2 protein-coding genes are annotated in these 26,773 nt (G+C 65.6%); both read left to right on the top strand.

Annotation, left to right across the window (positions count from 1 at the left end; all coding sequences use genetic code 11):
• The first annotated feature begins 363 nt into the window (after positions 1–363).
• A complete protein-coding gene (locus tag OG874_RS29175; RefSeq protein ID WP_330250306.1) occupies positions 364–24,828 on the top strand; it encodes a non-ribosomal peptide synthetase in 24,465 nt (8,154 codons plus the stop codon).
• Between the two features lie 939 nt (positions 24,829–25,767).
• The gene (gene istB, locus OG874_RS29170) at positions 25,768–26,532 is read left to right on the top strand and encodes an IS21-like element helper ATPase IstB (RefSeq protein ID WP_442943437.1); all 765 of its coding nucleotides are present in this window, start codon (positions 25,768–25,770) and stop codon (positions 26,530–26,532) included.
• Positions 26,533–26,773: the final 241 nt, after the last annotated feature.

Raw genomic sequence — 26,773 nt, 5'->3', positions numbered from 1 at the left:
GCCGATATCAGCTCATACCGTGCACGCAATGGCAAACGAGACTGCGAAAAATTGTTACGATCCACGATCTCCGCGGCTTCGAATAGGTCTTGATGCCATCTCGCGGGCGGTGACACCGACCGGCAGGACGGTCCGTGTGAGTGCGATTTCGCGGCCGTGCGTCTCGGTCCGGCTGGGCTGGTGCCGCCTGCTGATCGATGGGCAGGGCGTATCGAGCTACACGCGCCGTATGTAATCGGCGCATTCGGGAGCAGGGGTAGTGCCGGTTCGAAATTGGAAAAAGTAGATACAAGGGGAATTTCGGACAGGTGGCACGGCGTAGTTCCGTCGCAGTGCCTGCGAGTCTGAGCGAGGGGTTACAGGATGAGTCTGAAGTCAGCAGGAACTGCCGACGGCGATCTGGATCTGATTCCGCTGTCCAGGGCGCAGTACGGTATATGGTTCGCAGACAGCATGCCCGGTGGCCCGCCTGTCAATATCGCACAGTACGTCGAGATCGAAGGCCCGATAGACGCGGATGTGTTCGCTCAGGCGGTGAACAGCGCCGGGCGGGACACCGAGTCTCTGGTGGTACGGGTGATCGAGTCCGATGGTCGCCCATATCAATTCGTCGACCGCAGCATCATCTACGACGAGCCCGTGCTGGATGTCAGTGATGAGGACGATCCGTTCGCGGCGGCGATGGAATGGATGCGCCGCGACTACAACACCAAGGCTGTCGACTTGAGCCGTGACCGGCTCACCGCGACGCGGCTCATCCGACTCGGCGAAGACCGGTATCTCTGGTACGGGCGCGCTCATCATCTCGTGATCGACGGTTATGGCGCGTTCAACGTCGTCACCCGAATCGCCGAGCACTACAACGCCATCCTCGAGAACCGGCCGCCCGCACGGTTGGTGGCGGCTAAATTGCACGACATCGTCGAGGCGGAGCGCACTTATCGCGCCAGCTCGCGGTTCGATAACGACAAGGCATACTGGCTCGACAAGGTTGCCGACCTTCCGACGCCGGCGAGTCTGTCCGGTCGCACCGCACGGTGGAGCGACGACCGCATAGCCGGTCTGCAGCTTCCGTCGCGGTTGTCCGACATGCTCGATCGCTTCGCCGATAACCTGGGCGCCTCGCCCGCGCAGGTGGTGATCGCCGCATTCGCCGCGTTCCTCGCCCGGATGACACGTACCGACGATGTGGTGTTGTCGATGCCGGTGAGCGGGCGTGTCACGATGCGGCTGCGCAATGCCGCCGCGATGTTGGCGAACATGGTGCCGATTCGATTCGCCGTGGACGCGACGACCACCGTGGAAGAGTTGGTCGGTGCGTCGGTGTCCGAACTCGTCTCGGCGATGCGGCACCAGCTCTACCGATTCGAGGATCTGCGCCGCGACTCGAACGCGCTGGACGCGGCCGCGAACTCGTTCGGTCCGATCGTCAACATCCTGTTCTTCGACTCCGAGATTCGCCTCGGGGCAGCCGTCGGCCGATACCGCGCACTGACCTCGGGGGTGCTCGACGACCTGCAGCTCAACATGTACCGTTCCGGGGCCGATGCGCCGCTGCTCATCGAACTGCACGGCAACGCGAACCTGTATGGCCAGGATGAACTCGAATCGCACGCACACCGGTTCATCGAGTTCCTGCATCGGCTGATCGATTCGCCTCCCGGCACCCCTGTTGTCGACATCCCGCTCGTCGACCCCGACGAGGAGCTGCGAATCGTCGGGGAACTCGCCGGCCGCGACGGTGAATCGCCCTGCGCGACACTGGTGGATCTGCTGGCGCGACAGGCCGCCGCGACGCCGTCTGCGGTGGCCGTCACGTCGGGCGAGACCGCCCTCACTTACCGCGAGCTGAACGAGCTGTCCAACCGGTTCGCTCGCAGGCTTATCGCCCTCGGTGCGGGGCCGGAATCACTGGTGGCCATCGCACTGCCACGGGATGCCGATCTGATCGTCGTTCTGCTGGCCGTGCTGAAGTCGGGCGCCGGTTATCTGCCGTTGGACATAGCCCACCCGACCGAGCGGCTTGAATACGTACTGAGCGATGCCGATCCGATCGTTGTCGTGACGAACCGGAGCGTGCGCGAGCACGTGCCGGGCGACCCCGGCCGCGTCGTGCTGTTCGACGACGTTCCCGGTGCTGCCCGCGATGATGCCTCGGATCCGATCACCGATGCCGATCGGAGGGGCCCGCTGTGTTCCGACCACGTCGCCTATGTCATCTACACGTCCGGATCGACCGGTCGACCGAAGGGCGTGTCGATAAGCCATCGCGCCGTCGCCACTTACTTGGTGAACGCGTGTGCCGAGATCGGAGTCCGGTCCGAGGACGTCTGGACGTTCTTCCACTCGATCGCGTTCGACTACTCGGTATGGGAAATATTCGGCGCGCTGGTCACCGGTGGCCGTGTCGTCGTCGTGGACAGCCTCACCACGCGTTCGCCGGACGATGTCGTGCGACTCGCGGCACGCGAGAAGGTGACCGTTTTCAACCAGACACCGTCGGCGTTCTTCCAGTTCGCGGCCGCGCAACAGCGGTACGTGACCGCAGCTGTGCCGCACGGTGAACTTTCCCTTCGATTGGTCATTCTCTCGGGCGAGGCTCTCCATCCGGCGGGGTTGGCGGACTGGTATGAACACAACCCGAACTTGCCCGTGCTGGCCAACAGCTACGGGATCACCGAAACCACGGTCTTCGTCACCTACCTCGGCCTGACACCGGACATCGCCGTGCCGGGCGCGCCGAGCGCAATCGGACCGGCGTTGCCGGGTTTGCGGACGTTTGTCCTGGACGAACGGTTGCGTCCGGTTCCGCTGGGAGCGTGGGGCGAGATCTACGTCGCGGGAGCCCAACTTGCGCGCGGCTATTTGAACCGACCCGCGTTGACCGCGGGACGCTTCGTTGCCGATCCGTTCGGGACGTCGGGCGAGCGCCTATATCGCAGCGGCGACGTCGCACGATGGAATCACAAGGGCGAGTTGGAATACCGCGGCCGAGCCGACCAACAGGTGCAGTTGCGCGGTTTCCGGATCGAGCTGGACGAGATCCGCAACGCGCTGTTGAGCCATAGCGCTGTCTCGGCGGCGGCCGTCGTCGTGCATCGTCCCGGCACGGAGGCGGCCCGGCTCGTCGGATACGTCGTGCCCGCCGGCGACGCCATCTGCGAGGCCGATTCCCTTCGCGCGCACGTTGGTGCGCGACTGCCGGAATACATGGTCCCGGTGGGCATCGTCGTGTTGGCGACGTTGCCGCTGACGGTCAACGGCAAGGTGGACCACCGTGCGCTGCCCGAGCCGGTATTCGATTCGGCCGCAGCGTACGTCGCGCCCCGCACGGTGGTCGAGGAGTCGATCGCAGACGTCTTCGCCGAGGTTCTCGACACCGAGCGGGTAGGCGTGTTGGACAGCTTCTTCGAACTCGGCGGCAATTCGCTCACCGCGACCAGCGCCGCCGTGCGCATCGCTGAGATAACCCGATGCGACGTGTCGGTCCGCGACCTGTTCGGTAAACCGACCGTCGCTGAACTCGCCGCGCATATCGAAGACGGGCACCGCGCCAGTCGGCCGGCGCTGCGCACGGTGCGGCGGACCGAGCCGATTCCATTGTCGCCCGCGCAGAACAGGATGTGGCTGGTCAATCAGGCCGACCCGGCATCCGCGGCGTACAACATTCCGCTGGTGGTGCAGCTGACCGGACGTCTCAACACCGCGGCTTTGCGTGCGTCCCTGATGGACGTGATCGATCGGCACGAGTCGCTGCGCACCTTCTACCCGGCTGTGGACGGTGCAGGGACACAGGTCATTCTGGCGGCCGAGCAGGTCGTCGCGGAGCTCGATCTGACCCCGAAGCCGACCGACCCCGACGAGATCGCGAACCGTATTCGTGAGCTGGCGTCGATCGGGACCGACGTGCGCGAATGTCCGCCGATCCGGTGCGCCCTGCTTGCGACCGGCGACCGCCGATGCCACGTACTGGTCCTTGTCCTGCACCATATCTGCTGCGACGGCTCATCTCTTCGACCACTCGCGGCCGATGTGGCAGCCGCCTACGGCGCGAGGTCGGAAGGAAAGACTCCGGACTGGCAGCCTTTGACGGTGCAGTACGCCGACTACAGCATCTGGCACCATGGACTGCTCGGCGACGAGAACGATCCGAACTCGCTGGCCGCACACCAGTTGGGTTATTGGACAGAGCAATTGGCGGGAATGCCGCCGCTGCTGGAGCTACCTGCCGATCGTCCACGTCCTGGCCGCCAGTCCATGCGCGGCGACGTCGCGGGCACGGTGATCCCGGCTGAGACCTTCGCCGAGATCGAGCGGTTGGCTCGCGCCGCGAACGTCACGACCTTCATGGTTGTCCACGCCGCGCTGGCCGTGCTGCTCGCCCGGCTGTCGGGCTCCTCGGACATCACCGTCGGGACGCCGGTCGCAGGTCGGGGTGAGCGCGCGCTCGAGCCGCTCATCGGGATGTTCGTCAACACTGTGCCGCTGCGCACCGAGGTGCGTGATGACGAATCGTTCACCGCATTCCTGGCGCGGGTCAAAGACATCGATGTGGATGCCTTCGCCTGCAGCGACCTGCCGTACGAACGCGTCGTCGAGGAACTCGATCTGGCACGGTCGATGGCGTATGCACCGCTGTGCCAGGTCTATCTCGCCTTCGAGAACATGGACCGTGCGAGTTTGGAACTGCCCGACCTCACCGTCGAGATCCTGGATTCGGGGCCGGAACCGGCGAAGGTGGACATCATCGTCACCGTCGCCGAAAGCTCGGCCGCGGGCGGCGATGTCGCACTGCGGATCAATTACGCGACTGACCTGTTCGACCGGGGGACGATCGAGGAGCTTGCCGCGCGATTGAATCGGATCCTCGATGCGTTCGTGTCGGACCCGCAGATGCGCGTGGGTGGTGTGGAGTTGTTGTCGGGGGTCGAGCGGATGGAGTTGGTGCCCGCGTCGGGGGGTGTGGGGGTGGGTTCGCGGGTGTTGGCGGACTTGTTGGTGGGGAATCCTGCTGCGCCTGCGGTGGTGTCGGGTACGCGCACGGTGTCCTACGCCCAATTGGATGAGTGGTCGAATCGTGTTGCGCGGGTGTTGATCGAGTGGGGTGTCGGCCCAGGTGATCAGGTCGCGTTGGTGATGGCTCGGTCGGTGGAGTTCGTGGTCGGATTGTGGGCTACGACCAAAGCGGGTGCGGCGTTCGTTCCGGTCGATCCTCGCAATCCGACCGAACGCGTCGCGCACATGGTCGCGGACTCCGATGTGCGGGTCGCGATCACGGTCGAAGAATCGCGGAACCTGCTCCCGGACCGAGTCCAGATGTTGGTTCTCGACGACCTGGACACCCAGGTGTCGATCGCATCGCGATCAGCTGCCGCTGTGACGAAAGCGGATCGGGTGCGCCCCTGCCGTATTGCGGACACGGCATACGTGATCTACACCTCGGGGTCGACGGGCACCCCGAAGGGCGTCGCGATCACCCATGCGGGGCTGGCGAATTTCGCGGCCGAACAGCGTGAACGCTACCGGGCCGACTCGCGGTCGCGAGTGTTGCAGGTAGCCGCTCCCGGTTTCGACGCGGTGGTGCTGGAGCTGTTGCTGGCGCATACCAATGGTGCGGTGCTGGTGATATCGCCCCCGGAGGTGTTCGCTGGTGGGGAGTTGGCGAAACTGATTCGGGCACATCAGGTGTCGCACGCGTTCGTGACACCGAGTGTACTGGCGACGATGTCGCCCGCCGGACTGGATTCGCTGCAGGTGCTGGTGGCCGGTGGGGAGGCGGTGTCACCGGAGACCGTGGCGGTGTGGGCGCCGGGACGACAGCTGTTCAACGGATACGGACCGACCGAAACCACGATCATGGTCGCGATCAGTGATCCGTTGTGTGTCGGCGATGTCGTGACGATCGGTGGTCCGATCCGTGGCGTCGAGGCTGTGGTGCTGGACGCGTCATTGCGGCCGGTGCCGGTCGGGGTGACGGGAGAGTTGTACGTCGCGGGTGTGCAACTGGCCCGCGGATACCTCAACCAACCCGCCACCACAGCCGCCACATTCGTGGCGAATCCGTTCGGTGCGCCGGGCTCACGCATGTACCGCGTCGGCGATCTGGCCCGCTGGAGACCCGATTACACCCTGGAATACCTCGGGCGCACCGATTTTCAGGTCAAAATCCGTGGCCAGCGCATCGAACTCGGCGAAATCGAATCCGTCCTCGCCGGACACCCCGATGTGGCGGCAGCAGTGACCGTAGGCGTAGCGACCGACAGCGGCCCCAGACTAGCCGGGTACGTGGCGCCTGCTCAGTGTGATATCGACACCACGGAACTGTTGAACTATGTCGCGCAGCGCTTGCCCTCGCATATGGTGCCGGACACAGTAATAGTGCTCGACACGTTGCCGCTGTCGTCAGTGGGCAAAGTCGACCGTGCGGCGTTGCCGGAACCGGTGTTTGCCACCACGACCACCGAATTCGTCGCGCCGCGCAACGCGGCCGAGCAGATTGTCGCGGATGTCTGCGCGGAAGTTCTGGGCATTGAGCGAGTCGGCGTCCTCGACAGCTTCTTCGATCTCGGCGGCAACTCACTGTCGGCTACTCGCGCGGCAGCGCGGCTGAGCAGCGCGTTCGGCGTCGACGTTCCACTGCGCACACTGTTCGAGGCGGCGACCATCGCGGCGTTGGCGGAGCATCTTCGCACCGCCGACGCGGGAGGACGGGCACCACTCGAGCCGCAAGAGCGTCCGGACCGGATCCCGCTGTCGCCCGCTCAGGCCCGCATGTGGTTCCTCAACCAGTTCGACACCAGCTCTGCGGTATACAACGTTCCGCTGGTTGTGCGCATGTCGGGAAACCTCGACGTAGCTGCCATGCAAGCCACGATCGCGGATGTGCTCGACCGACATGAATCCCTCCGCACCATCTACCCGGACAGCGAAAGCGGACCGCACCAGGTGATCGTCCCGGTGGATACCGTCCTACCGAAGTTGGCGCCGGTGACCGTCGCGGCGGGTGAAGTCGAGGCATGGATTATCGCCGAAGTGGCGGTCGGGTTCGACGTCACGTCCGCGGTGCCATGCCGGATCACATTGCTGCGCAGCGCATCCGACGAACACACCCTGGTTCTCGTGGTTCATCACATCAGCATCGACGGGTCATCGCTCGGCCCGCTCGCCGCAGACCTGATGACCGCCTACCAGGCCCGCGCTCGGCAGCAGGCGCCGCAATGGGCGCCGCTGCCCGTGCAGTATGCGGATTACGCTCTGTGGCAACGAAAGCTGCTCGGCACCGAGGACGACCCGCACACTGCCACTGTCGCCCAGACCGGATATTGGCAGGCAGCCCTCGCCGATCTGCCCGAGGTGCTCGACCTGCCTACCGACCGTCCACGGCCGGTGAAGCAGTCGTTCCACGGCGCGACAGTGTCGACGACATTGCCTGCCGACCTCCATCGTGACCTGGCCGTGCTGGCCCGCCGCCACGACACAACGGTCTTCATGGTGACGCACGCGGCGTTCGCGGCGTTGCTGGCGCGACTGTCGGGAACCGGCGACATCGCGGTCGGCACACCCATCGCGGGTCGCGGCGATCCCGGACTCGACGGCCTGATCGGCATGTTCGTCAACACGCTGGTGTTGCGGGCGCACATCGAGCCCGATGCCTCCTTCACCCGGATTCTGGAACAAGTCCGGGCCACCGATCTGGCTGCCTTCGAGAACGCCGACATTCCATTCGAACGCCTCGTGGAGGTACTGAACCCGCCGCGCACAACCGCACACGCACCGTTGACGCAGGTCGGATTCTCGTTCCAGAACATCGAGATCCCCACGGTGACGTTCGAGGGCCTGACGGTTTCGGCTCGCATGGCCGACTCGAGCGTGGCGAAATACGACCTGCATCTGAATCTCGTCGACGCTCTCGAGCCCGGCGGTGAACCGGGCGAGATGGCAGTCGAATTCGGTTACGCGACGGATCTGTTCGACGAGGCAACGATCACCACGATGTTCGACCGCTACCTGTTGCTCCTGCGTGCGGTCGTTGCCGATCCCACCCGGGCCATCGGCGACATCGACCTGCTGACCGCACACGAGGCGCGCGAACTGACAACGCGTTCGACAGGGGAGACGACGCACCAATCGAGCTCGACGATCGCGGACCTATTCGCCGCGCAGGCAGCGGCGACGCCCGAGTACACAGCGGTTCTCGACGCCGAGAACGGCGATCGGCTCACCTACCGTGAGTTCGCGGCGCGGGTGAATTCGCTCGCCCGAGTGCTGATCGGCCGCGGGGTCCGCCCGGAAACCGTTGTGGCAGTGGCGATGCGGCGCTCCATCGATCTGCTGACCACCCTGTACGCGATCCACGCGGCCGGTGCAGCCTATTTGCCCCTCGATCCGGATCACCCGTCCGACCGCGTGCGTGCCGTCCTCGATGCTGCGCGGCCGAGTGCGGTCCTCACCCGTCTGGTCGACAAGGTGAGTCTGCCCGATGGCGTGCCGGTGTGGTCGCTCGAGGAACTCGACGCCGAGCACACAGATCCGTCGACGGTGACCGACGCCGATCGGAGCCGGCCGCTGCATCCGGACGATCTGGCGTATGTCATCTACACCTCTGGCTCGACGGGTGTGCCGAAGGGCGTGGCGATTCCGCACGCCGCGGTGGTGAATCAACTCCGGTGGATGCGGGATCATTACCAGCTCGGTGGCGACGACGTCATGCTGCTGCGGACGCCGGTCACATTCGACCTGTCGGTCTGGGAGCTGTTCTCCGCGTTGATCTGTGGCGCATCTTTGGTTGTCGCGGGTCCCGACGCGCACGGTGACCCCGAGGCCGTGGCCCGGCTGATGGCAGCGCATCGGGTGACCACCGTGGATTTCGTACCGTCCTTGCTCTCGGCATTCGTCGAGGTGGCCGCCCCTCGCGAGCTCCTGGACCTCCGTCGTGTGCTGTGCATCGGCGAGGCGCTCCCGGCTGAAACTGTCCGCAGATTCCGGGATCTCAGTGATGCGCGCATCGACAACCTGTACGGGCCGACCGAGGCCGCGGTCAGCGTGACCGCCCACCGGATCGACGCGGTCGACGGCATCGCGGTGCCGATCGGCGTCCCTGAGGCGAATGTAGTTGTCCACGTGTTGGATTCGCGGTTGCATCCGGTTCCCGTCGGAGTGACCGGTGAGCTGTATCTGGGCGGTGTCCAGCTGGCCCGCGGGTACCACGAATGTCCCGGTCCGACGGCGGCGACGTTCATCGCCGATCCCTTCGGTGGTGCGGGCGGTTCTCGCCTGTATCGCACGGGCGACCTGGTGCGCTGGGACAAGGGCGGAGGCATCCGATATGTCGGCCGCGCCGACTCCCAGGTGAAGGTTCGCGGCCTGCGAATCGAACTCGGCGACATCGAAGCCGCGTTGCTCGCCAACGAGCAGGTGAGCGCGGCCGTCGCGCAGGTACACACCGACCGCGGTGAGCAGCGCTTGATCGCCTATGTGGTGGCCGGAGAAGCGCTCGATGCCAAGGAGATTCGGGGCTTTCTGCTGCAACGACTGCCCGCCTATATGGTGCCGTCACCGGTGGTCCGGATCGACTCGATCCCGCTCACGGCGAACGGCAAGGTCGACTACAGAGCTTTGCCCGTGCCGGATCCGAGCGCCTACGAGTCCGAGTACCGGGCGCCGCAGGGGCTCGTCGAGCAGACCATCGCTGGTGTTTTCGGCGAGCTTTTCGGCCTGCCCGAGATCGGTGCGGACGACAACTTCTTCGACCTGGGCGGAAATTCGCTCACCGCGACTCGCGCACTGAGCCGCATCGGCGACGTCGTCGATGTGTCCATACCGGTACGAGTGATATTCGAGGCGCCCACGGTTGCCGACCTGGCCGAGCGTATCTCGCAGTTGCGTGCGGTGCCGAGTCTTCCCGCGCCGACTCGGAAGCCGCGGCCGGATCGCCTTCCGCTGTCGCAGGCACAGGCTCGGATGTGGTTCCTCAACCAGTTCGATACCGATTCGGCCGGATACGTTGTGCCGCTCGCGATTCGGCTCGACGGTGTCCTCGATATCGATGCGCTGGTAGCGGCCGTCGGTGATGTCATCGAGCGGCACGAGAGCTTGCGCACCGTGTATCCGGCAGTCGACGGTACGCCCACTCAGGTCGTGCTGGACGCGGCCGATGTCGTCGCGAGGTGCGATCTCACGCCGCAGCCGATCGATGCGCGCGAGCTGTCACACCGGTTGGCCGAATTCTCGAGCATCGGATTCGATGTGGCGAAGGGTGTGCCGCTGCGGATAGAGCTGTACCAGCTGTCGGACGCGATCTGGACGGTGGCGCTGGCCGTGCACCACATCAGTTGCGACGGCTTTTCGGTGGCGCCGCTGGCCACCGATATCGTCACGGCCTATCAGGCGCGGTCCAGCGGGAACCCGCCGGACTGGGCGCCGCTGACAGTGCAGTTTGCCGATTACGCCCTCTGGCAGCGCGAGGTACTCGGCTCGGCGGACGACCCGGGTTCATACATCGCCCGCGACATCGCCTACTGGCGAACCCAACTCGCGGGCATACCCGACCTGATCGAGCTGCCGACCGATCGGCCGCGGCCGCTGGTGCAGACACAGCGCGGCGCGGTCATCCACGTGACGATCCCGGGTGGGCTGCAGGGCCGCGTGGAGGCGCTGGCGCGGCGAGCCGGGGCGACGACGTTCATGGTTGTGCACACGGCCTTGGCGGTATTGCTGTCGAGATTGTCCGGCAGCGACGACATCACCATCGGCGTGCCACACGCCGGCCGCGGCCACCGATCACTCGACAACCTTGTCGGGATGTTCGTCAACACCTTGGTGATGCGCACCCGGATCGCACCCGATCAGACATTCTTCAGCCTGCTGAATCAGGTGCGCCGCACCGACCTCGAGGCATTCGACCACACCACCGTCCCGTTCGAACAGCTGGTGGAGACACTCAATCCCGCGCGGTCCACAGCGCACACACCGCTGTTCCAGGTCATGCTCGCCTACCAGAACATGGTGCAAGCAGGCGTCGAACTTCCGGGTCTCGCTATCGAGAACGTCGACCCGGGCGACAGTGCCGCGATCTACGACATGCTGATGATGATGACGGAGCGGCACGGCACACACAACGAGCCGACCGGTATGACGCTGCGCCTGACGTACGCCACGGACCTGTTCGACGAGGACTCCGTACGGCGTTTCGCCGAACAATTCATGCGCGTCCTCGACGCCGCCGCGACCAAGGCCGGCTCGCCCCTCGACAGGATCGAGCTGCTCGACGGCACAGAGCGGCACCTGCTGCTGGAGCGATGGAACGACACCGGCGGCGCCGTCGCGACGGGCCGGACCCTGGTCGACGCTTTCGACGAACAGGTCGCACGCACTCCGGACGCTCCGGCGATCTGCCTTCCAGCGGGTAACGTTTGGACCTACCGGGATTTCGACGCCCGCGTCAATCGTCTGGCCCGATGGCTCATCGCCCGCGGTGCGGGGCCGGAATCCGTTGTGGCGGTGGCTATCCGCCGGTCGGCTGAGCTCGTTACAGCGCTGTACGCGGTGGCCAAGGCGGGCGCCGCGTTCCTTCCGATCGATCCGGATCATCCGAGCGGGCGGATCGCCGGCCTGCTGAATGCGGCGCAGCCGCTGGTGGTGCTCACGACATCCGCGGACGGCGACCAACTGCCGGATGGATTCGAATCCGCGCGCGTCGATCGCGTGGATCTGGCCGGTGTGCCCGATGCCCCGATCACGGACACGGAGCGGCGCGCGCCGCTCCGGCCGGACAACATCGCCTACGTCCTGTTCACCTCCGGCTCCACCGGCGTGCCCAAGGGGGTCGCCCTGACCCATGCCGCGACCGTGAGCCAGTTGGCGTGGGCGCAGCAGCAGTGGCCACACGACGCGTCCGACACGGTGCTGTACAAGACACCGATCACCTTCGACATCGCGGTGTGGGAGTTGTTCTGGCCACTGCAGACCGGTGCGCAGATCATCGTCGCTGAACCCGACGGGCACCGCGACCCGGTGTACCTGGCAGGTGTCATCGCAAGTCATCAGGTCACCACGGTCCACTTCGTCCCGTCGATGCTCGATGTTCTCCTCGAATCCACGGGCGCTGCACAGCTGCCATCGATCCGGCGGGTATTCGTCGCGGGTGAGGCGCTGGCGCAGGGCACTGTCGACGCTGCGGCGCGTGTGTTCGTGAATGCGGATCTGGTGAACTGGTACGGCCCGGCGGAGGCGGAGGTCGTCACGGCTGCGCGGTGCCTGCCAGGCGTGACAACCCATGCGACGGTCCCAATCGGTGCGCCTGTGTCCGGCATGGAGGTCTACGTGCTGGATTCGCGGTTGCGACCAGTGCCGATCGGTGTCGTCGGCGAACTGTACGTGTCGGGCGTCCAGCTGGCGCGCGGATATCACGCGCGCGCCGACCTCACCTGCGGCGGCTTCGTCGCGCACCCGTTCGGTGCGGCGGGGCAGCGACTGTATCGCACCGGCGACCTGGTCCGGTGGACGAAAACTCGGGAGCTGGAGTTCTTGGGCCGCAGTGACTTCCAGGTGAAGGTCCGCGGTCAGCGGGTGGAACCGGGTGACATCCAAGCGGCGCTGCTTGCGATTGCGCAAGTCGCGCGGGCTGTGGCCGTCGTGACGGCGGAACGAGTCGTCGGATATGTGACGCTGGCACCGGGTGCGGTGACCGATGGCCGCGCGATTCGCGATCAGCTCACTCGCTCGCTGCCGTCGTACCTGGTTCCGGCCGGTGTCCAGGTGCTCGATTCGATGCCGCTCACCGCGAACGGCAAGCTCGACCGAGCCGCGTTGCCGCAGCCGGTGTTCGACGACGGCGAGGAATTCGTCTCGCCTCGAACCGATCGCGAGGTGGCGCTTGCGAGAATTGTCGCCGAACTCACGAGCGCCGACCGGGTGAGCGTGACGGCGAACGTCTTCGAGATCGGTGTCAACTCGCTCTCGGCTGCCCAGATCGCGGCGCGGGCCGAGGCAGCTCTCGGTGTCGAGGTCGGCATCCGTGACATTTTCGACGAACCGACGATTGCCGGATTGGCCGAACAGATCGCGATGCGTACCCGTTCTACGGTGATTCCGCTCGTGCCGCGACCACGCCCCGCGGCCGTCCCGTTGGTGGCGGCTCAACGACGCATATGGTTCCTCAACCAGTTCGACACGGCCTCGGCGGCATACAACATCTGTTTCGCGGCCCGGTTGACCGGACCATTGGATGTCGACGCGTTGCGAGCGGCGTTCCTCGACGTGTTGACCCGGCATGAGCCGTTGCGGACGGTGTATCCCGCTGTCGACGGTGAACCGTGTCAGGTCGTGCAGGATGTCGCGGCGATAGCCGCAGACATGGTGTTGGATCCGGAGCCGGTCGTCGACGACACAGAGCTGGCCGACCGGATCCAGCGGGCCGTCGGGACGGGTTTCGATATCGCGGAATCCGCGCCCGTCCGGGCGCGGCTCTATCGCATCGGCGCCGACGATCATGTGATGGTGCTCGTGATTCATCACATCGCGGCCGACGGCTCGTCGATGGCGCCGCTCGCCCGCGATGTGTTCGCCGCCTACCGGACACGTGTGGATGGTCGCGCGCCGCAGTGGGAATCGCTGGAAGTCCAGTATGCCGACTACGCGATGTGGCAGCAGGAGATGCTCGGCTCCGAGGACGATCCGGCGTCGGTGATCGCGCGGCAGATCGCGTACTGGAGCGAGGTTCTCGGCGATGCCCCGGAACTGCTCGGCCTGCCGACCGATCGGCCTCGGCCCGCCACGATGTCGATGGACGGTGGCAACGTTCGCTTCGGCATGTCGACGCGGCTGCACGACGACATCGTGCGGCTGGCACACCGTGAGGGCGTCACCGTGTTCGTCGTGCTGCACGCGGCGTTGGCGATTCTGTTGGCTCGCACCGCGCACAGCGAGGACGTCTCGGTCGGCACTCCGGTCGCCGGTCGTGGCAGGCGGGCCCTGGACGATCTGGTCGGCATGTTCGTCAACACCGTGGTGTTGCGCACACGGGTTCGCGACGACCGGTCGTTCCGGGACCTGTTGGCGGAGGTACGCGGCGTCGACCTGGAGGCGCTCGCACACGCGGATCTGCCCTATGAAAGGCTCGTCGACGTCCTCGATCGTCCTCGCTCGACGGCGTATTCGCCGCTGTATCAGGTGATGTTCGGGTTGCAGAACACGCGCGCGGCTCGATTCGAGCTGCCCGGTATCGATGTCGAACTCCTCGACCCGGGCATTGCGCAGGCCAAGACCGACCTCACCGTGCTGCTGACCGAACGCCTCGAGGGCGATCGGCCTGCCGGTATCGACGGCGAGATCATCTACGCCACAGACCTGTTCGTCGAATCGACCGCCGAATCGCTTGCCGAGCGGTTTATTCGTGTCCTCGAAGCAGTCACCTTCGATCCGACCCGGCCGATAGGCGACATCGGGCTGCTGAGCGCTGAGGAGGCAGAACGCCTCCTCCCGGCACGTGGTGGCGACACCACACCCCCGTGCCTGCTTCCCGTTCTGTTGGCGTCGGCCGTGGCAGCAGACCCATCTGCGATTGCCCTGATCGGGGACAGCGAGACCCTCAGCTACGGGGAGCTCGACCGTCGGGCCAACCAGCTCGCCGGTCACCTGCTCGTCCAGGGTGTCGGACCCGGAGTGTTCATAGCCCTCGCCGTGCCGCGGTCGGTCGACTATCACATCGCCATGTGGGCGATAGCGAAGACCGGCGCCACATTCGTCCCGGTGGATTTGCGGTATCCCATGGAGCGGATCGCGCACATGGTGAACGATTCCGGTGTCGAAGTCGGGATCACGCTCACGGCCGCACGCACGTCGTTGCCGGGTGGTGTCCGATGGCTGGTGCTCGACGACCCGCGTTCGGCCGCCGAAATCGCCTCGCACCCTGGCCGCGCGATCACCGACGCGGATCGCCCACGCGTATTGCGGATTCAGGATGCGGCGTATGTGGTCTATACGTCCGGGTCGACGGGAACGCCGAAGGGCGTTGTCGTCACGCACGAGGGGTTGGCGGGCTTCGCGGCCGAGCAGCGTGATCGTTATCGGGTGGACAGCACGTCGCGAGTGCTGCAAGTGGCGGCACCCGCCTTCGATGCGGTCCTGCTCGAGGCATTGATGGCGCACGCGGCCTGCGCGTCGTTGGTCGTGTCGCCACCGGAGGTGTTCGGCGGCCCGGATCTGGCCGAGTTGATCAAGGCGCATCAGGTGTCCCATGCGTTCCTGACACCGAGTGTGTTGGCGACGATGTCGCCTGCCGGTCTCGATTCGGTGCGGATGCTGGCGGTCGGCGGTGAGATGGTGGCTACGGATGTGGTTGCTGCCTGGGCGCCGGGCCGGCGGTTGCACAACATCTACGGTCCGACGGAGACGACGATCGTGATCACGATGAGTGACCCGGTGCAGCCCACCGACGTGATCACGATCGGCGGTCCGATCCGTGGTGCGGAGGCCGTGGTCTTGGACGCGCGGATGCGGCCGGTGCCGGTCGGAGTAGCGGGGGAGCTGTACCTTTCGGGTGCTCAGCTGTCGCGCGGGTACCTGAATCGGCCTGCGGCGACGGCGGGCGCGTTCGTGGCGAATCCATACGGTGAACCGGGTTCGCGGATGTATCGCACCGGCGACATCGTCCGCTGGACCGCGCGGGGCGCGTTGGAATACATCGGCCGCATCGACTTCCAGGTCAAGATTCGTGGTCAGCGCATCGAACTCGGCGAGATCGACGCCGCGCTGCTCGCGCATCCCAGGGTGGCCTCCGCTGTGACGGTGAGTCGCAGCGGATCCGGCGGGCAACCTACGCTCGCCGCGTACATCGTGCCGGAGCTCGGAACGGTCGTCGAACCGAGCACCGTGCTCGAGCATGTCGCTGCCGTATTGCCCGCGCACATGGTGCCGTCGACGCTAACGGTGCTCGACCGCATGCCGCTCGCTTCGACCGGCAAGGTGGATCGGAAGGCGCTGCCGGAACCCGTCTTCGAAACCGTCGGAGATGATGCCGTCGCGGCATCGACCGACCTGGAACGCGCCATCGCCGCGGTCTTCGCGGACGTACTCGGGATAACGTCGGTCGGCGCGACAACCTCGTTCTTCGCGCTCGGTGGTGATTCCATCATGTCGATCCAGTTGGCATCCCGACTGAAATCCGCGGGTGTCGTCGTGACAGCTCGGGATGTATTCGAGCGCAGGACCGTTCGCGGGTTGGCGCTGGTGGCCGCGGCTTCCGAACGGGTGTCGCTCGAGGAGCTGCCCGGGGGCGGGGTGGGCGAAATCCCGTTGACGCCGATCGTGTCCTGGTTCGCCGACCGAGTCGGGGTCGCTGATCGGTTCGCCCAGTCGATGCTGGTGCGGTTGCCGCGTGACGCGCGAGTCGACGACGTGACCTCGACCGTGCAGGCGGTGCTCGAACGGCACGACATGTTGCGCTCGAGGCTGCGCGAACGACGGCTGGACGTGCTGCCCGAAAGCGCCGCCGATGCCGCGGGTTCGGTTCTGACCCGCACATTCCGTGCGGACGAGGCTCCGGGCAGCGACGGTTTCACCGCCGTGGTGGAAGAGGCATTGGCCGAGGCATCCGACGGTCTCGATCCGGCCGAGGGCCGGATGCTGCAGGTCGTGTGCCTGCTTCCCGAACCGGGCGTCGATGCCGATGCCCGTGCCCTCATCGTGATCCATCACCTGGCTGTCGATGGGGTGTCGTGGCGGATCCTGGTTCCCGACTTCGTGGCTGCCTGGCAACAGATCACGCAGGGGCAACCGGTGGAGTTGCCCGCGCAGGGCACGTCCATGCGTCGGTGGGCGCACGCGTTGGCCGCCGCTGCCGCGGGTCGCGCTGGTGAGTTCGAGCTGTGGCACCGGATGAGTGCGGCTGCCGATCCGCTGCTCGGCCGTGCGGCATTGGATCCCGCCGTCGACATCCAGTCAACTGTGCGGCATCTGGCGGTGTCCATCCCGACGGAGGTTACTTCGGCGTTGCTCGACGCGGTGCCCGAAGCCGTTCGCGGCGGCGTCGACGATGCGCTGCTGGCCGGTCTGGCCGTGGCGGTGACCCGCTGGCGCAGGCGGCGCGGCCTCGCTCACGAGGGCATGAAAGTCCTGCTGGAGGGCCATGGGCGTGCGGAGCAGATTGCTGCGGGAGCAGACGTCTCACGCACCGTGGGGTGGTTCACCAACGCGTATCCGGTTGCGCTCGACCTGAGCGGGATCGAGGACACGGACCCGCGCGCGGCGGTGAAGTCCGTGAAAGACCAGCTGCGCGACATCCCGGACAAGGGAATCGGTTACGGCCTGCTGCGCTATCTGAACACCGACACGGCGGACCGCCTCGCAGCGTCGCCCGAGCCGCAGATCAGTTTCAATAATCTCGGCCGCGTCGGCGTCGATCTCACGACATTGTCGGAGGTCGCGTGGATTCCGACCGAGGAGGAGTTCGATAGACGGGCCGCATTCGATCCGGACATGCCTGCGGTAGCGGTCGTCACGATCGATGTGAATATCGTGGACGCCGAGGCCGGACCTCAGCTGTCGGCGCACGTCGGCTACGCCTCGCGCTTGCTCGACCACGATGACGTGGCCGAACTCGTCGACGAATGGATCGACGCCGTGACCGGGATCGCCACGGCGGCCCGCGCGAACAATGACTGGGGACTCTCCCGAGCAGACGTTCCCCTCGTCGACCTCACGCAGCCCGACCTGGACGCGTTCGCCGACCGGTACGGACCGCTGACCGACGTATGGTCGCTGGCACCGCTCCAGGCGGGGCTGCTGTTCCACGCCGAGCTCGCCGCCGGCGAACTCGATGTCTACACGGCGCAATCGGTAGTCGCCCTTGCCGGCGTCGTCGACGAGAACCGGCTCGAGCGTTCTGCGAGCGCCTTGCTCGAGCGGTATCCCAACCTGCGGGCCGCCTTCACCCGAACGGCCGACGGCGTTCCTGCACAGGTTGTTCCCGCCGACACCGCCGTGTGCTGGCGCAGAATCGATCTGACCGACAGCACAATGGAACTGGATGAGCTGATCGCAGCCGAACGGGCGGTCACCTTCGATCCCGCCGATCCACCGCTGCTGCGGTTCTTGATCGTTGCCATAGCGCCGCAAGACTTCCGGCTGGTGCTGACGGCGCACCACCTCCTGCTGGACGGCTGGTCGCTGCCGCTACTGTGGCGTGAGCTGATCGGCTTGTATGCGGTGGACACACAGGCGGACCTGTTGCCCGCCGTGGCGTCGTACCGCGATTACCTGGACTGGCTGGACCAGCGCGAGTGGTCCACCGGCATCGAGGTATGGCGAGACGCGCTGCGCGATTTCACCGAACCCACGTTGGTCGCCGATTCGCGCGCGGATGCGACCGTGGATATCCCGATCGATCTCGCGATTGTCCTCGATCGCGCCGTCACGGACGAGTTGGTGGAGTTCGCTCGGGCACAAGCGGTGACGATGGCAACGATCGTGCAGTTCGCCTGGGCGCTGGTACTGGGCAACCTGCTCGGCGTTGAACGCGTGGTATTCGGTAGCACGGTCTCCGGACGTCCCGCCGACCTGCCGGGCGTCGAGTCGATGATCGGTCTGTTCATCAATACAATCCCGGTCGCCGCCGACATGCGCCGGGATCTGACCATCGAGGACGCGCTGAACCGATTGCAGGCCGCCAACACCCGTCTGCTCGACCACCACTACCTCGAACTGTCGCAGATCATGACGGCCACGGGCAGCACCCAGCTGTTCGACAGCCTGGTCGTCTTCGAGTCGTATCCGGTCGACAGCAGCGGCTTGGGTGATGCCGACATCGATGGTATGCGGGTGGTCTCGGCGGAAGGAAGTGACGCCGCGCACTATCCGATCACCGTGCAGGCGCACCACACCGACGAGTTGCACGTCAGAATCCGTTACCAGCGGGCCCGCATCGACGAGGTAACGGCGGCCGCTCTCGCCGCCCGTATCGAAACAGTGCTGCGCACGGTCACGACCGATCCGGGCACGCCACTCGGTGCCATCGATCTGCTGTCCACGCGCGAGCGGTGCGAGCTGGTGCCCGCTTCGGGTGGCAGCGCCGAGGCACCGCGCCTGCTGGCAGAGTTGCTATCAGCGGGTGGAGCCGCGAATCCCGCTGCGGCGGCATTGATTTCGGGCGAGCGCACGGTGTCCTACACCGAGCTGGACGCCTGGTCGAACCAGGTGGCGCGATACTTGATCGGGTGCGGCGTAGGCCCGGGTGATCAGGTCGCGCTGGTCATGCCGCGGTCGGTGGAGTTCGTAGTCGCGCTGTGGGCGGTGACCAAAGCGGGTGCGGGGTTCGTGCCGGTCGATACCCGGAATCCGGCCGAGCGGGTCGCGCTCATGGTGGCCGACTCCAATGTGCAGGTGGCGGTCACGGTCTCGGCGTCGCGGGACCTGCTTCCCCGGGCGGTGCGCCTGCTGGTTCTCGATGATCCGGACACCGCTGAGTCGATCGCCTCGCGATCGACAGCCGCCGTGACCGACGCGGAATGCGTGCGTACCCCGCACGTCCGGGATGCGGCATACGTGATCTACACCTCGGGGTCGACAGGGACACCGAAGGGGGTCGCGGTCACCCACGAGGGGCTGGCGAATTTCGCATCAGTGCAGCGTGACCGCTTCGATGTGGACAGCGGGTCACGAGTGCTGCACGCCGCCGCTCCCGGCTTCGACGTGCTGGTGCTCGAGGTGCTGCTGGCGCATGCCAACGGTGCGGTGCTGTTGGTGCCGCCGCCGGATCTGTTCGCGGGCGAAGCGCTGGGGGAACTGATTCGGGCGCAGCGGGTTTCGCACGCGTTCCTGACACCGAGCGTGCTGGCGACAATGTCGCCCGCCGGACTGGAATCATTGCGGGTGCTGGCGGCCGGTGGTGAGGCGGTGTCGCCGGAAACGGTCGCGATGTGGGCGCCGGGCCGGCTTCTGTTGAACGGATACGGTCCGACCGAAACCACGATCCTGGTCGGCATCAGCGAGTTGTTCCCCGGTGACGTGGTGACGATCGGCCGTCCGATCCGTGGTGTCGAGGCCGTTGTGCTGGATGAGTGGTTGCGGCCGGTGCCGGTCGGGGTAGCGGGGGAGTTGTACCTCGCGGGCGTGCAACTGGCACGCGGATACGTGAACCGGCCTGCGACAACAGCGGTGGCGTTCGTGCCGAACCCGTTCGGTGCGGCAGGCTCGCGCATGTACCGCACCGGCGACCTGGCCCGTTGGACACCGGAGCACACCTTGGAATACCTCGGCCGCCGCGATTTCCAGGTCAAGATTCGCGGTCAACGCATCGAACTCGGTGAGATCGAATCCGTCCTGGCCGGGCATCCCGGGATCGAACATGCGGTGGTGGCGCTGCGGAAGGACGAACGTGGCATCGACCGACTCGTCGGCTACTTCGTCAGCGCCGAGGATGTAGATCCGAACGATGTCCGGGCCGCCGCACGGTTGCGACTGCCTGCGCACATGGTGCCCGACGTGTTCATGACGCTCACCGAATTGCCCCTCACCACCACCGGCAAACTCGACCGCGGGGCGCTTCCCATGCCGGAGTTCTCGGACGGTCGGTGGATCGCCCCGCGCACCGACGCCGAGCGGCACATCGCGGAAGTGTTCGGGAACGTCTTGGGCATCGAGAGAATTGGGGCAACGGACAGCTTCTTCGACCTCGGTGGCAATTCGCTGTCGGCAACGCGGGTGACTGCCCAGCTGAGTACGGCACTCGGAGTGAGCATCGGCGTCCGGGACCTGTTCGAAGCATCGACAGTCGCCGAGCTCGCCGCGCGTCTGGCTACTTTCGACCGGAACATCCGGGTGCGGCTGGCACCGCGAACTCGGCCTGCTCTTGTGCCGCTTTCGCCGGCGCAGCAGCGGATGTGGTTCCTCAATCAGTTCGATACCTCGGTCGGCGCGTACAACATCCCGCTGGTGATTCGGCTGAGGGGCGAGCTCGACATCGCCGCGCTGCGACACGCGTGCGAACTGGTGATCGAACGGCACGAGTCGCTCCGCACCAAGTTCCCGATGATCGACGGATCGCCTCATCAGGTCGTTGTCGCCGTCGAGGAGGTCGCGCCCGTACTGACTCCGGTCAAGGTCGACGAAGAGCATGTGATGGAGCGGGCGGCCGCCGCGGTCTCGGCGAGCTTCGATGTGACACAGGCGCCGCCGTTGCGCGCCGAGTTGTTCGCCCTCGATGCCCGGGATCACGTTTTGGTGATCACCGTGCATCACATCTGCGCCGACGGACAGTCGATGATGCCGCTCGCGCGGGACGTGGCAGCGGCCTACCAGGCGAGTAGGCAAGGGACAGAGCCGATGTGGCCGGTCCTTCCGATCCAGTACGCGGACTACACGTTGTGGCGGCGCGAGGTGCTCGGCGATGAGCACGATCCCGACTCGGTAATGTCCGGGCAGTTGCGATTCTGGAAGGACACACTCGGCGGGCTGGCCGAGCTGCTCGAGTTGCCGACCGACCTGCCCCGACCGCCGGTTGCGTCCATGCGCGGCCGCGCAGTCGATTTCGAGATTTCCGCGCAGTTGCGGGCGCGGATCGAGGTGGTTGCGCGCGAGGCGAACTCCACGGTCTTCATGGTCCTGCACGCCGCGTTGACCGTCCTGCTGTCAAGGCTGGCAGGCGTCGACGACGTCGCGATAGGCATACCGGTGGCCGGCCGTGGGGAGCGCGAACTCGACGATCTGATCGGCATGTTCGTCAATACGGTCGTATTGCGGTCGCGGGTGTTGTCGCATCAGCCGTTCGCCGAATTGCTCGCCGCGACGCGCGAGACGGACCTGGCCGCGTTCGCACATGCGGATGTGCCCTTCGAACAGGTCGTGGAGGCGCTGAATCCGCCCCGGTCCACCGCGCATCTTCCGGTGTACCAGGTGACGCTGGACGTCCAGAACCTGAGCAAAGCCGCGTTGGAGTTGCCTGGGCTCACCGTCGAGCCGGTCGAGAACGGCTTCGATCAGGCGCAGGCGGACCTGAGCGTGAAGCTTGTCGAGTGGTTCAGTGACCAGGGGCATCCGGCTGGTATGGCGGGGCGACTGACCTTCGCCACCGACCTCTTCGTCGAGGAGACGATGACTCGGTTCGCGCAAGCGTACGTGCGGATTCTGGAGGAGGTGACCACGAATCCGGAATCCGTTGTCGGCGATATCGACATCGTGGATCCGGTGCAGCGGCGCGCATTGCTGGACGTGGCCGGGGACGACGGTGTCGCGGTCGCGGACGTGACGCTCGCGGAGCTGTTCACCGCCAGGGCCGTCGCACAGCCGGATGCGGTTGCGGTGACCGATGGTGAGTCGCAGCTGACCTACGCGGAGCTGGATCGGCGCTCCGCCCTGGTGGCCGCTCGGCTCAGCGAGCACGGTGTGGGGCCGGAATCGCTGGTGGCAGTGGCGTTGTCGCGGTCGATCGAACTGATCGTCGGCCTGCTCGGAGTTATCCGAGCGGGCGCGGGGTATCTGCCGCTGGATGTGGCGTATCCGCCGGAGCGATTGCGGTTCATGCTCGACGACGCAGATCCGGCAGCCGTGTTGACGTCAGCCGACCTGGTGTCGGCGGTACCGGAGTACGCGGCGCCGGTGGTGCGCGTCGAGGATTGCGTGGACGCCGTCGCGGGCAGTTCCGGTCCGGTGGTGTCGGGCGTGCGGCCGGACAATGTTGCCTACGTGATCTACACCTCGGGCTCGACGGGCCGCCCCAAGGGGGTGACGGTCAGCCATCGGGAAGTGGTCACATTGTTCACCAACGCGGCCGAACGATTCGACGTCGGTCCCGACGACGTGTGGACGATGTTCCATTCGTACGCCTTCGATTTCACGGTGTGGGAAATCTGGGGCGCATTGCTATCCGGTGGCAGGCTGGTCGTTGTCGGCCACGACACCTCCAGGTCGCCGGAGGCGTTCGTGGACGTCGTGGCGCGGGAGCGCGTGACGGTGTTGAGCCAGACCCCGTCGGCGTTCTACGGGTTCGTCGATGCGGAGCGCGAGTATCGGGAATCTGGTTGTCCTGCTGGTGATCTCGCCTTGCGGTATGTCGTTTTCGGTGGTGAGGCATTGGATGCGTCGCGGTTGACCGGCTGGTTTGCCGCGCACGAGCCGGGATCGCCGCGATTGGTGAACATGTACGGGATCACCGAGACGACTGTGCATGTGACGTTCTCCGAGATCGATCAGGCGGGCGTAGCCCAGATCGGATCGCCGCTACCGGGGTTGCAGGTGTATGTGCTCGATGACCGGCTGCATCCGGCGCCGATCGGCGCCGCCGGGGAGATCTATGTGGCCGGTGGGCAACTCTCGCGTGGCTACCTGGGAGCTCCGGCGTTGACGGCGGGCCGATTCGTGGCGAACCCGTTCGATCCGGCTGGCGCCCGGTTGTATCGGTCAGGAGATGTCGGCCGGTGGCGGAAATCCGCGCGCGGGCTGGAGTTGGTGTACGTCGGCCGGGCCGACGCGCAGGTGCAGTTGCGCGGTTTCCGGATCGAGATGGGTGAGGTCGAGTCGGCGCTGCTCCGGCATCCACGCGTGACACGGGCCGCGGTGGCAGTGCATCGCCACGATCGTGGCGTGGATCAGCTGATCGGTTACGTCGTGGGCGTCGATGGGCAGCAGATCGATCCGGGCGAGGTCCGGGAGACCGCTGCTCAGGTGTTGACGAGCTATATGGTGCCGTCGGCGATCATGGTATTGCCCGATCTGCCGTTGACGGTCAACGGCAAGCTCGATCGAAAGGCACTGCCTGCTCCTGATTTCGACGTATCAGCACACGAGTTCGTCGCGCCGCGGACCCGTACGGAAAAGGTGATCAGCGATGTTTACGCGCAGGTCCTGGGAGTCCAGCGCGTAGGGGCATCGGACGGGTTCTTCGATTTGGGCGGCAATTCGCTGCTGGCAACGATGGTGGTGACCGAGCTGCGTGCTCACGGTGTGGCGATCGCATTGCCGTGGATGTTCGACGATGCGACGCCGAAGGCGCTGGCGGCCAGGGCCGACGACGCGGATGGCGTCTCCGGGCTGCAAGTGTTGCTTCCGTTGCGTGCGAGCGGCCCGAAGCCTGCGATATTCGGTGTGCACCCTGCAGGCGGGTTGGCGTGGTTCTACGGCGGCGTGGTCGAACATCTGCACAAGGATCGGCCGATCCACGGCTTGCAGGATCCCCACGTCGTGGCGGGCGAACCACGTGCGGATTCCGTGGACGAACTGGCCGAACGCTATGTGGCCGAGATTCGCCGAGTACAGCCGACCGGACCGTATCACCTGCTCGGATGGTCGTTGGGCGGTGCAATCGCGCATGCTATGGCGATACTGCTCCAGCGCGATGGTGAGCAGGTCGGCATGCTGGCCCTGATGGACAGCGCCGGTGGCTCATCGGAGTCGCTGGTCGCCTCGACGATCACCACTGCGGACGAGGCCGCGCCGGGACAACTGATGGCCGACCTGCTCGGCGGCTGGCGGGAGCTGTTCGACCTCGGCGACGAGGTGACCGTGGACACCTACGAGCAAGCGTGGGCCGTCATCCGTGACCAAGTGACCGGAACCGGACTGTTCACCGCCGAACAGGCGGATCGGATGATGGAGAGCTTCGAGACCGCGAGCGGCATCGCCGACGCTTACCGGCCGGAAGTTTTCGACGGAGACCTGGTTTTCTTCACCGCAGGAAAAGACCGCGTCGACCACGACGCTGTCGCACAGACGTGGCGACCCCATATCACAGGCGACATTCACAACACGGTCATCGACGCACGTCACCTCGAGTTGACCCACCCGTATGCACTGGCCATCATCGGCCCGATTCTCGAAAGGTTCATGAACGAATGCTGATGACTCTTCAGCAACTCCGGCTCGACGACGGCAGGACCTTCGCCGTGCGGCAACATTGACACGACTGCCCTGAGAAGCTCGTGGTGACTGTGGTTGATGGAGTTTGGTTCTTGTGGCGCCGCCGTCACCGGTGGTGGCCTGGTAGGTGAATGCCGGCTCATCTTCGACAACCGGGTCCGAGAATCGGGCATGGTGAAGGACCGGAGAAAATGCCTGTCGGCCAATCTAATCGAGTCTTCTCCTCGCCGAACGTCCGCAGCGTTCATGTGTCACACCCCGGGTGCGGGACGATACCGGAGTCCGCGCCCTACAAGCCACCATTGCGGCCGCAGTCGTCAGAACAGGAAGACCCACTACTGGAAGAGGGTTCGACTTCATACCTTGACGCCGATCCACCGAGCAAACGCATCGAGGCTGCCCACCGGGCGGCGCATGGGTCGAGCCGAGCACCCACGCCCGCGCGTGCCCGCGGGCATTCCCACTGTCGCGCATGGCTGGTATGTGATGACTCGCCACGTCGCTGCCGCAGCAGCAACGCATCGACCTGCCTGGCCGAACATGACCTGCCACTACTTGGGACGGTATCGAGGTCCACCTCGGGCCCGTCTCCTGTTCATCAACCGTGACGGCGGTTGCTCACGAATCCTAGCGGGCGCGTTGCGGAGTCACGGATTTAGGCAGCACCAGCGGTTATAGTGTAGTTATCGGTTGCGGGGCGAGGGGAGCCTGCCGTTGTCTGACATATCGAAAGTTGAGCTGTACGCGGCTATCCGCCAGGATCTTCGTGCCGGCCTATCCAAGCGTGCCATCGAGCGCAAGCACAGGGTCGGGTGGCGTACGGTGGCCAGCGCGACGGAGTCGCTGTGGCCCGAGCCGCGTAAGGGGTATCCGCCGCGACCACAGAAGCTGGATCCCTACAAGCCGTTCATCGACGATGTTCTGCGCGCCGATCTGGATGTGCCTCCTGGGCAACGTCACACGGCGACCCGGATCTATCACCGTTTGCTCGAAGAGCATGGCGTGCGGGACGTGTCGTATCAGCGAGTCAGTGCCTATGTCCGCGAACGCAAACCACAGCTACAGGCGGAACAGGTGACAGCCCGTCGCCGTTCCGAACGGCTCATCAAGGCCGCCGGGTTCCCTCGCTCTAAAACGTTGCGTGACTTCGATTTCGGTGCCAACCTCAGTGTCGACCCTGCCATGATCCGCACTCTCGCTACATGCGACTGGGTCAAGGAAGGGCTGCCGTTGTGCTTGATCGGTGACTCCGGCACCGGGAAATCCCATCTGCTCATCGCCTTGGGCGCCGAGGCGGCGAAAGCCGGATACCGCGTCAGATACACCCTGGCTGCCAGGCTGGTCAACAAACTGATCGAAGCCGTCGATGGCAAACGGCTCACCAATACCATCGCCCGCTACAGCGGCGTCGATCTGCTCTGCATCGACGAACTCGGCTACACAGAACTGGACAGACGCGGCGCCGAATTGCTGTTCCAGGTGCTTACCGAACGCGAGGAGCGGAAGTCGGTCGCGATCGTCTCCAACCGCAGCTTCGCCGGCTGGTCCAAAACCTTCACCGACCCCGGGCTCTGCGCCGCCATCATCGACCGACTTACCTTCGGCGGCAACATCATCGAGACCGGCACCCGCAGCTATCGCGGTGCCCATGCCAAGGCAACCGAACCCACCGACAAACCCCGCTGACCTGCCCGAGCCTCGACTCACGCCGACGATGCCGTCGAGCCTGCCGCTGCGTCTGCTCAACAAGCGGCTCGTCGGCGCCCCTGCTTCGGATCCATTGGATGGCCCGGACCGTATGTGAGAAACAAACGTTCCGAATTCGGAAACGGTACGCATCGCTGATGCCGTCGAAATTCGCTAATAACTCGATATGAAGCGCCGTCGAAATTCGCGTAAATCGCCGTCGGAATTCGCGGTAAAACGC

It is taken from the genome of Nocardia sp. NBC_00565, from assembly GCF_036345915.1.
In the GTDB taxonomy this organism is placed as follows: Bacteria; Actinomycetota; Actinomycetes; order Mycobacteriales; family Mycobacteriaceae; genus Nocardia.
Note: the sequence above shows the minus strand (reverse complement) of the source record. Positions and strands in the feature narration are given on the sequence as shown.

What these genes read in the sequence shown, in the direction of transcription:
- OG874_RS29175 (WP_330250306.1), top strand. Translation starts at nt 364, where the DNA reads ATGAGTCTGAAGTCAGCAGGAACTGCCGACGGCGATCTGGATCTGATT.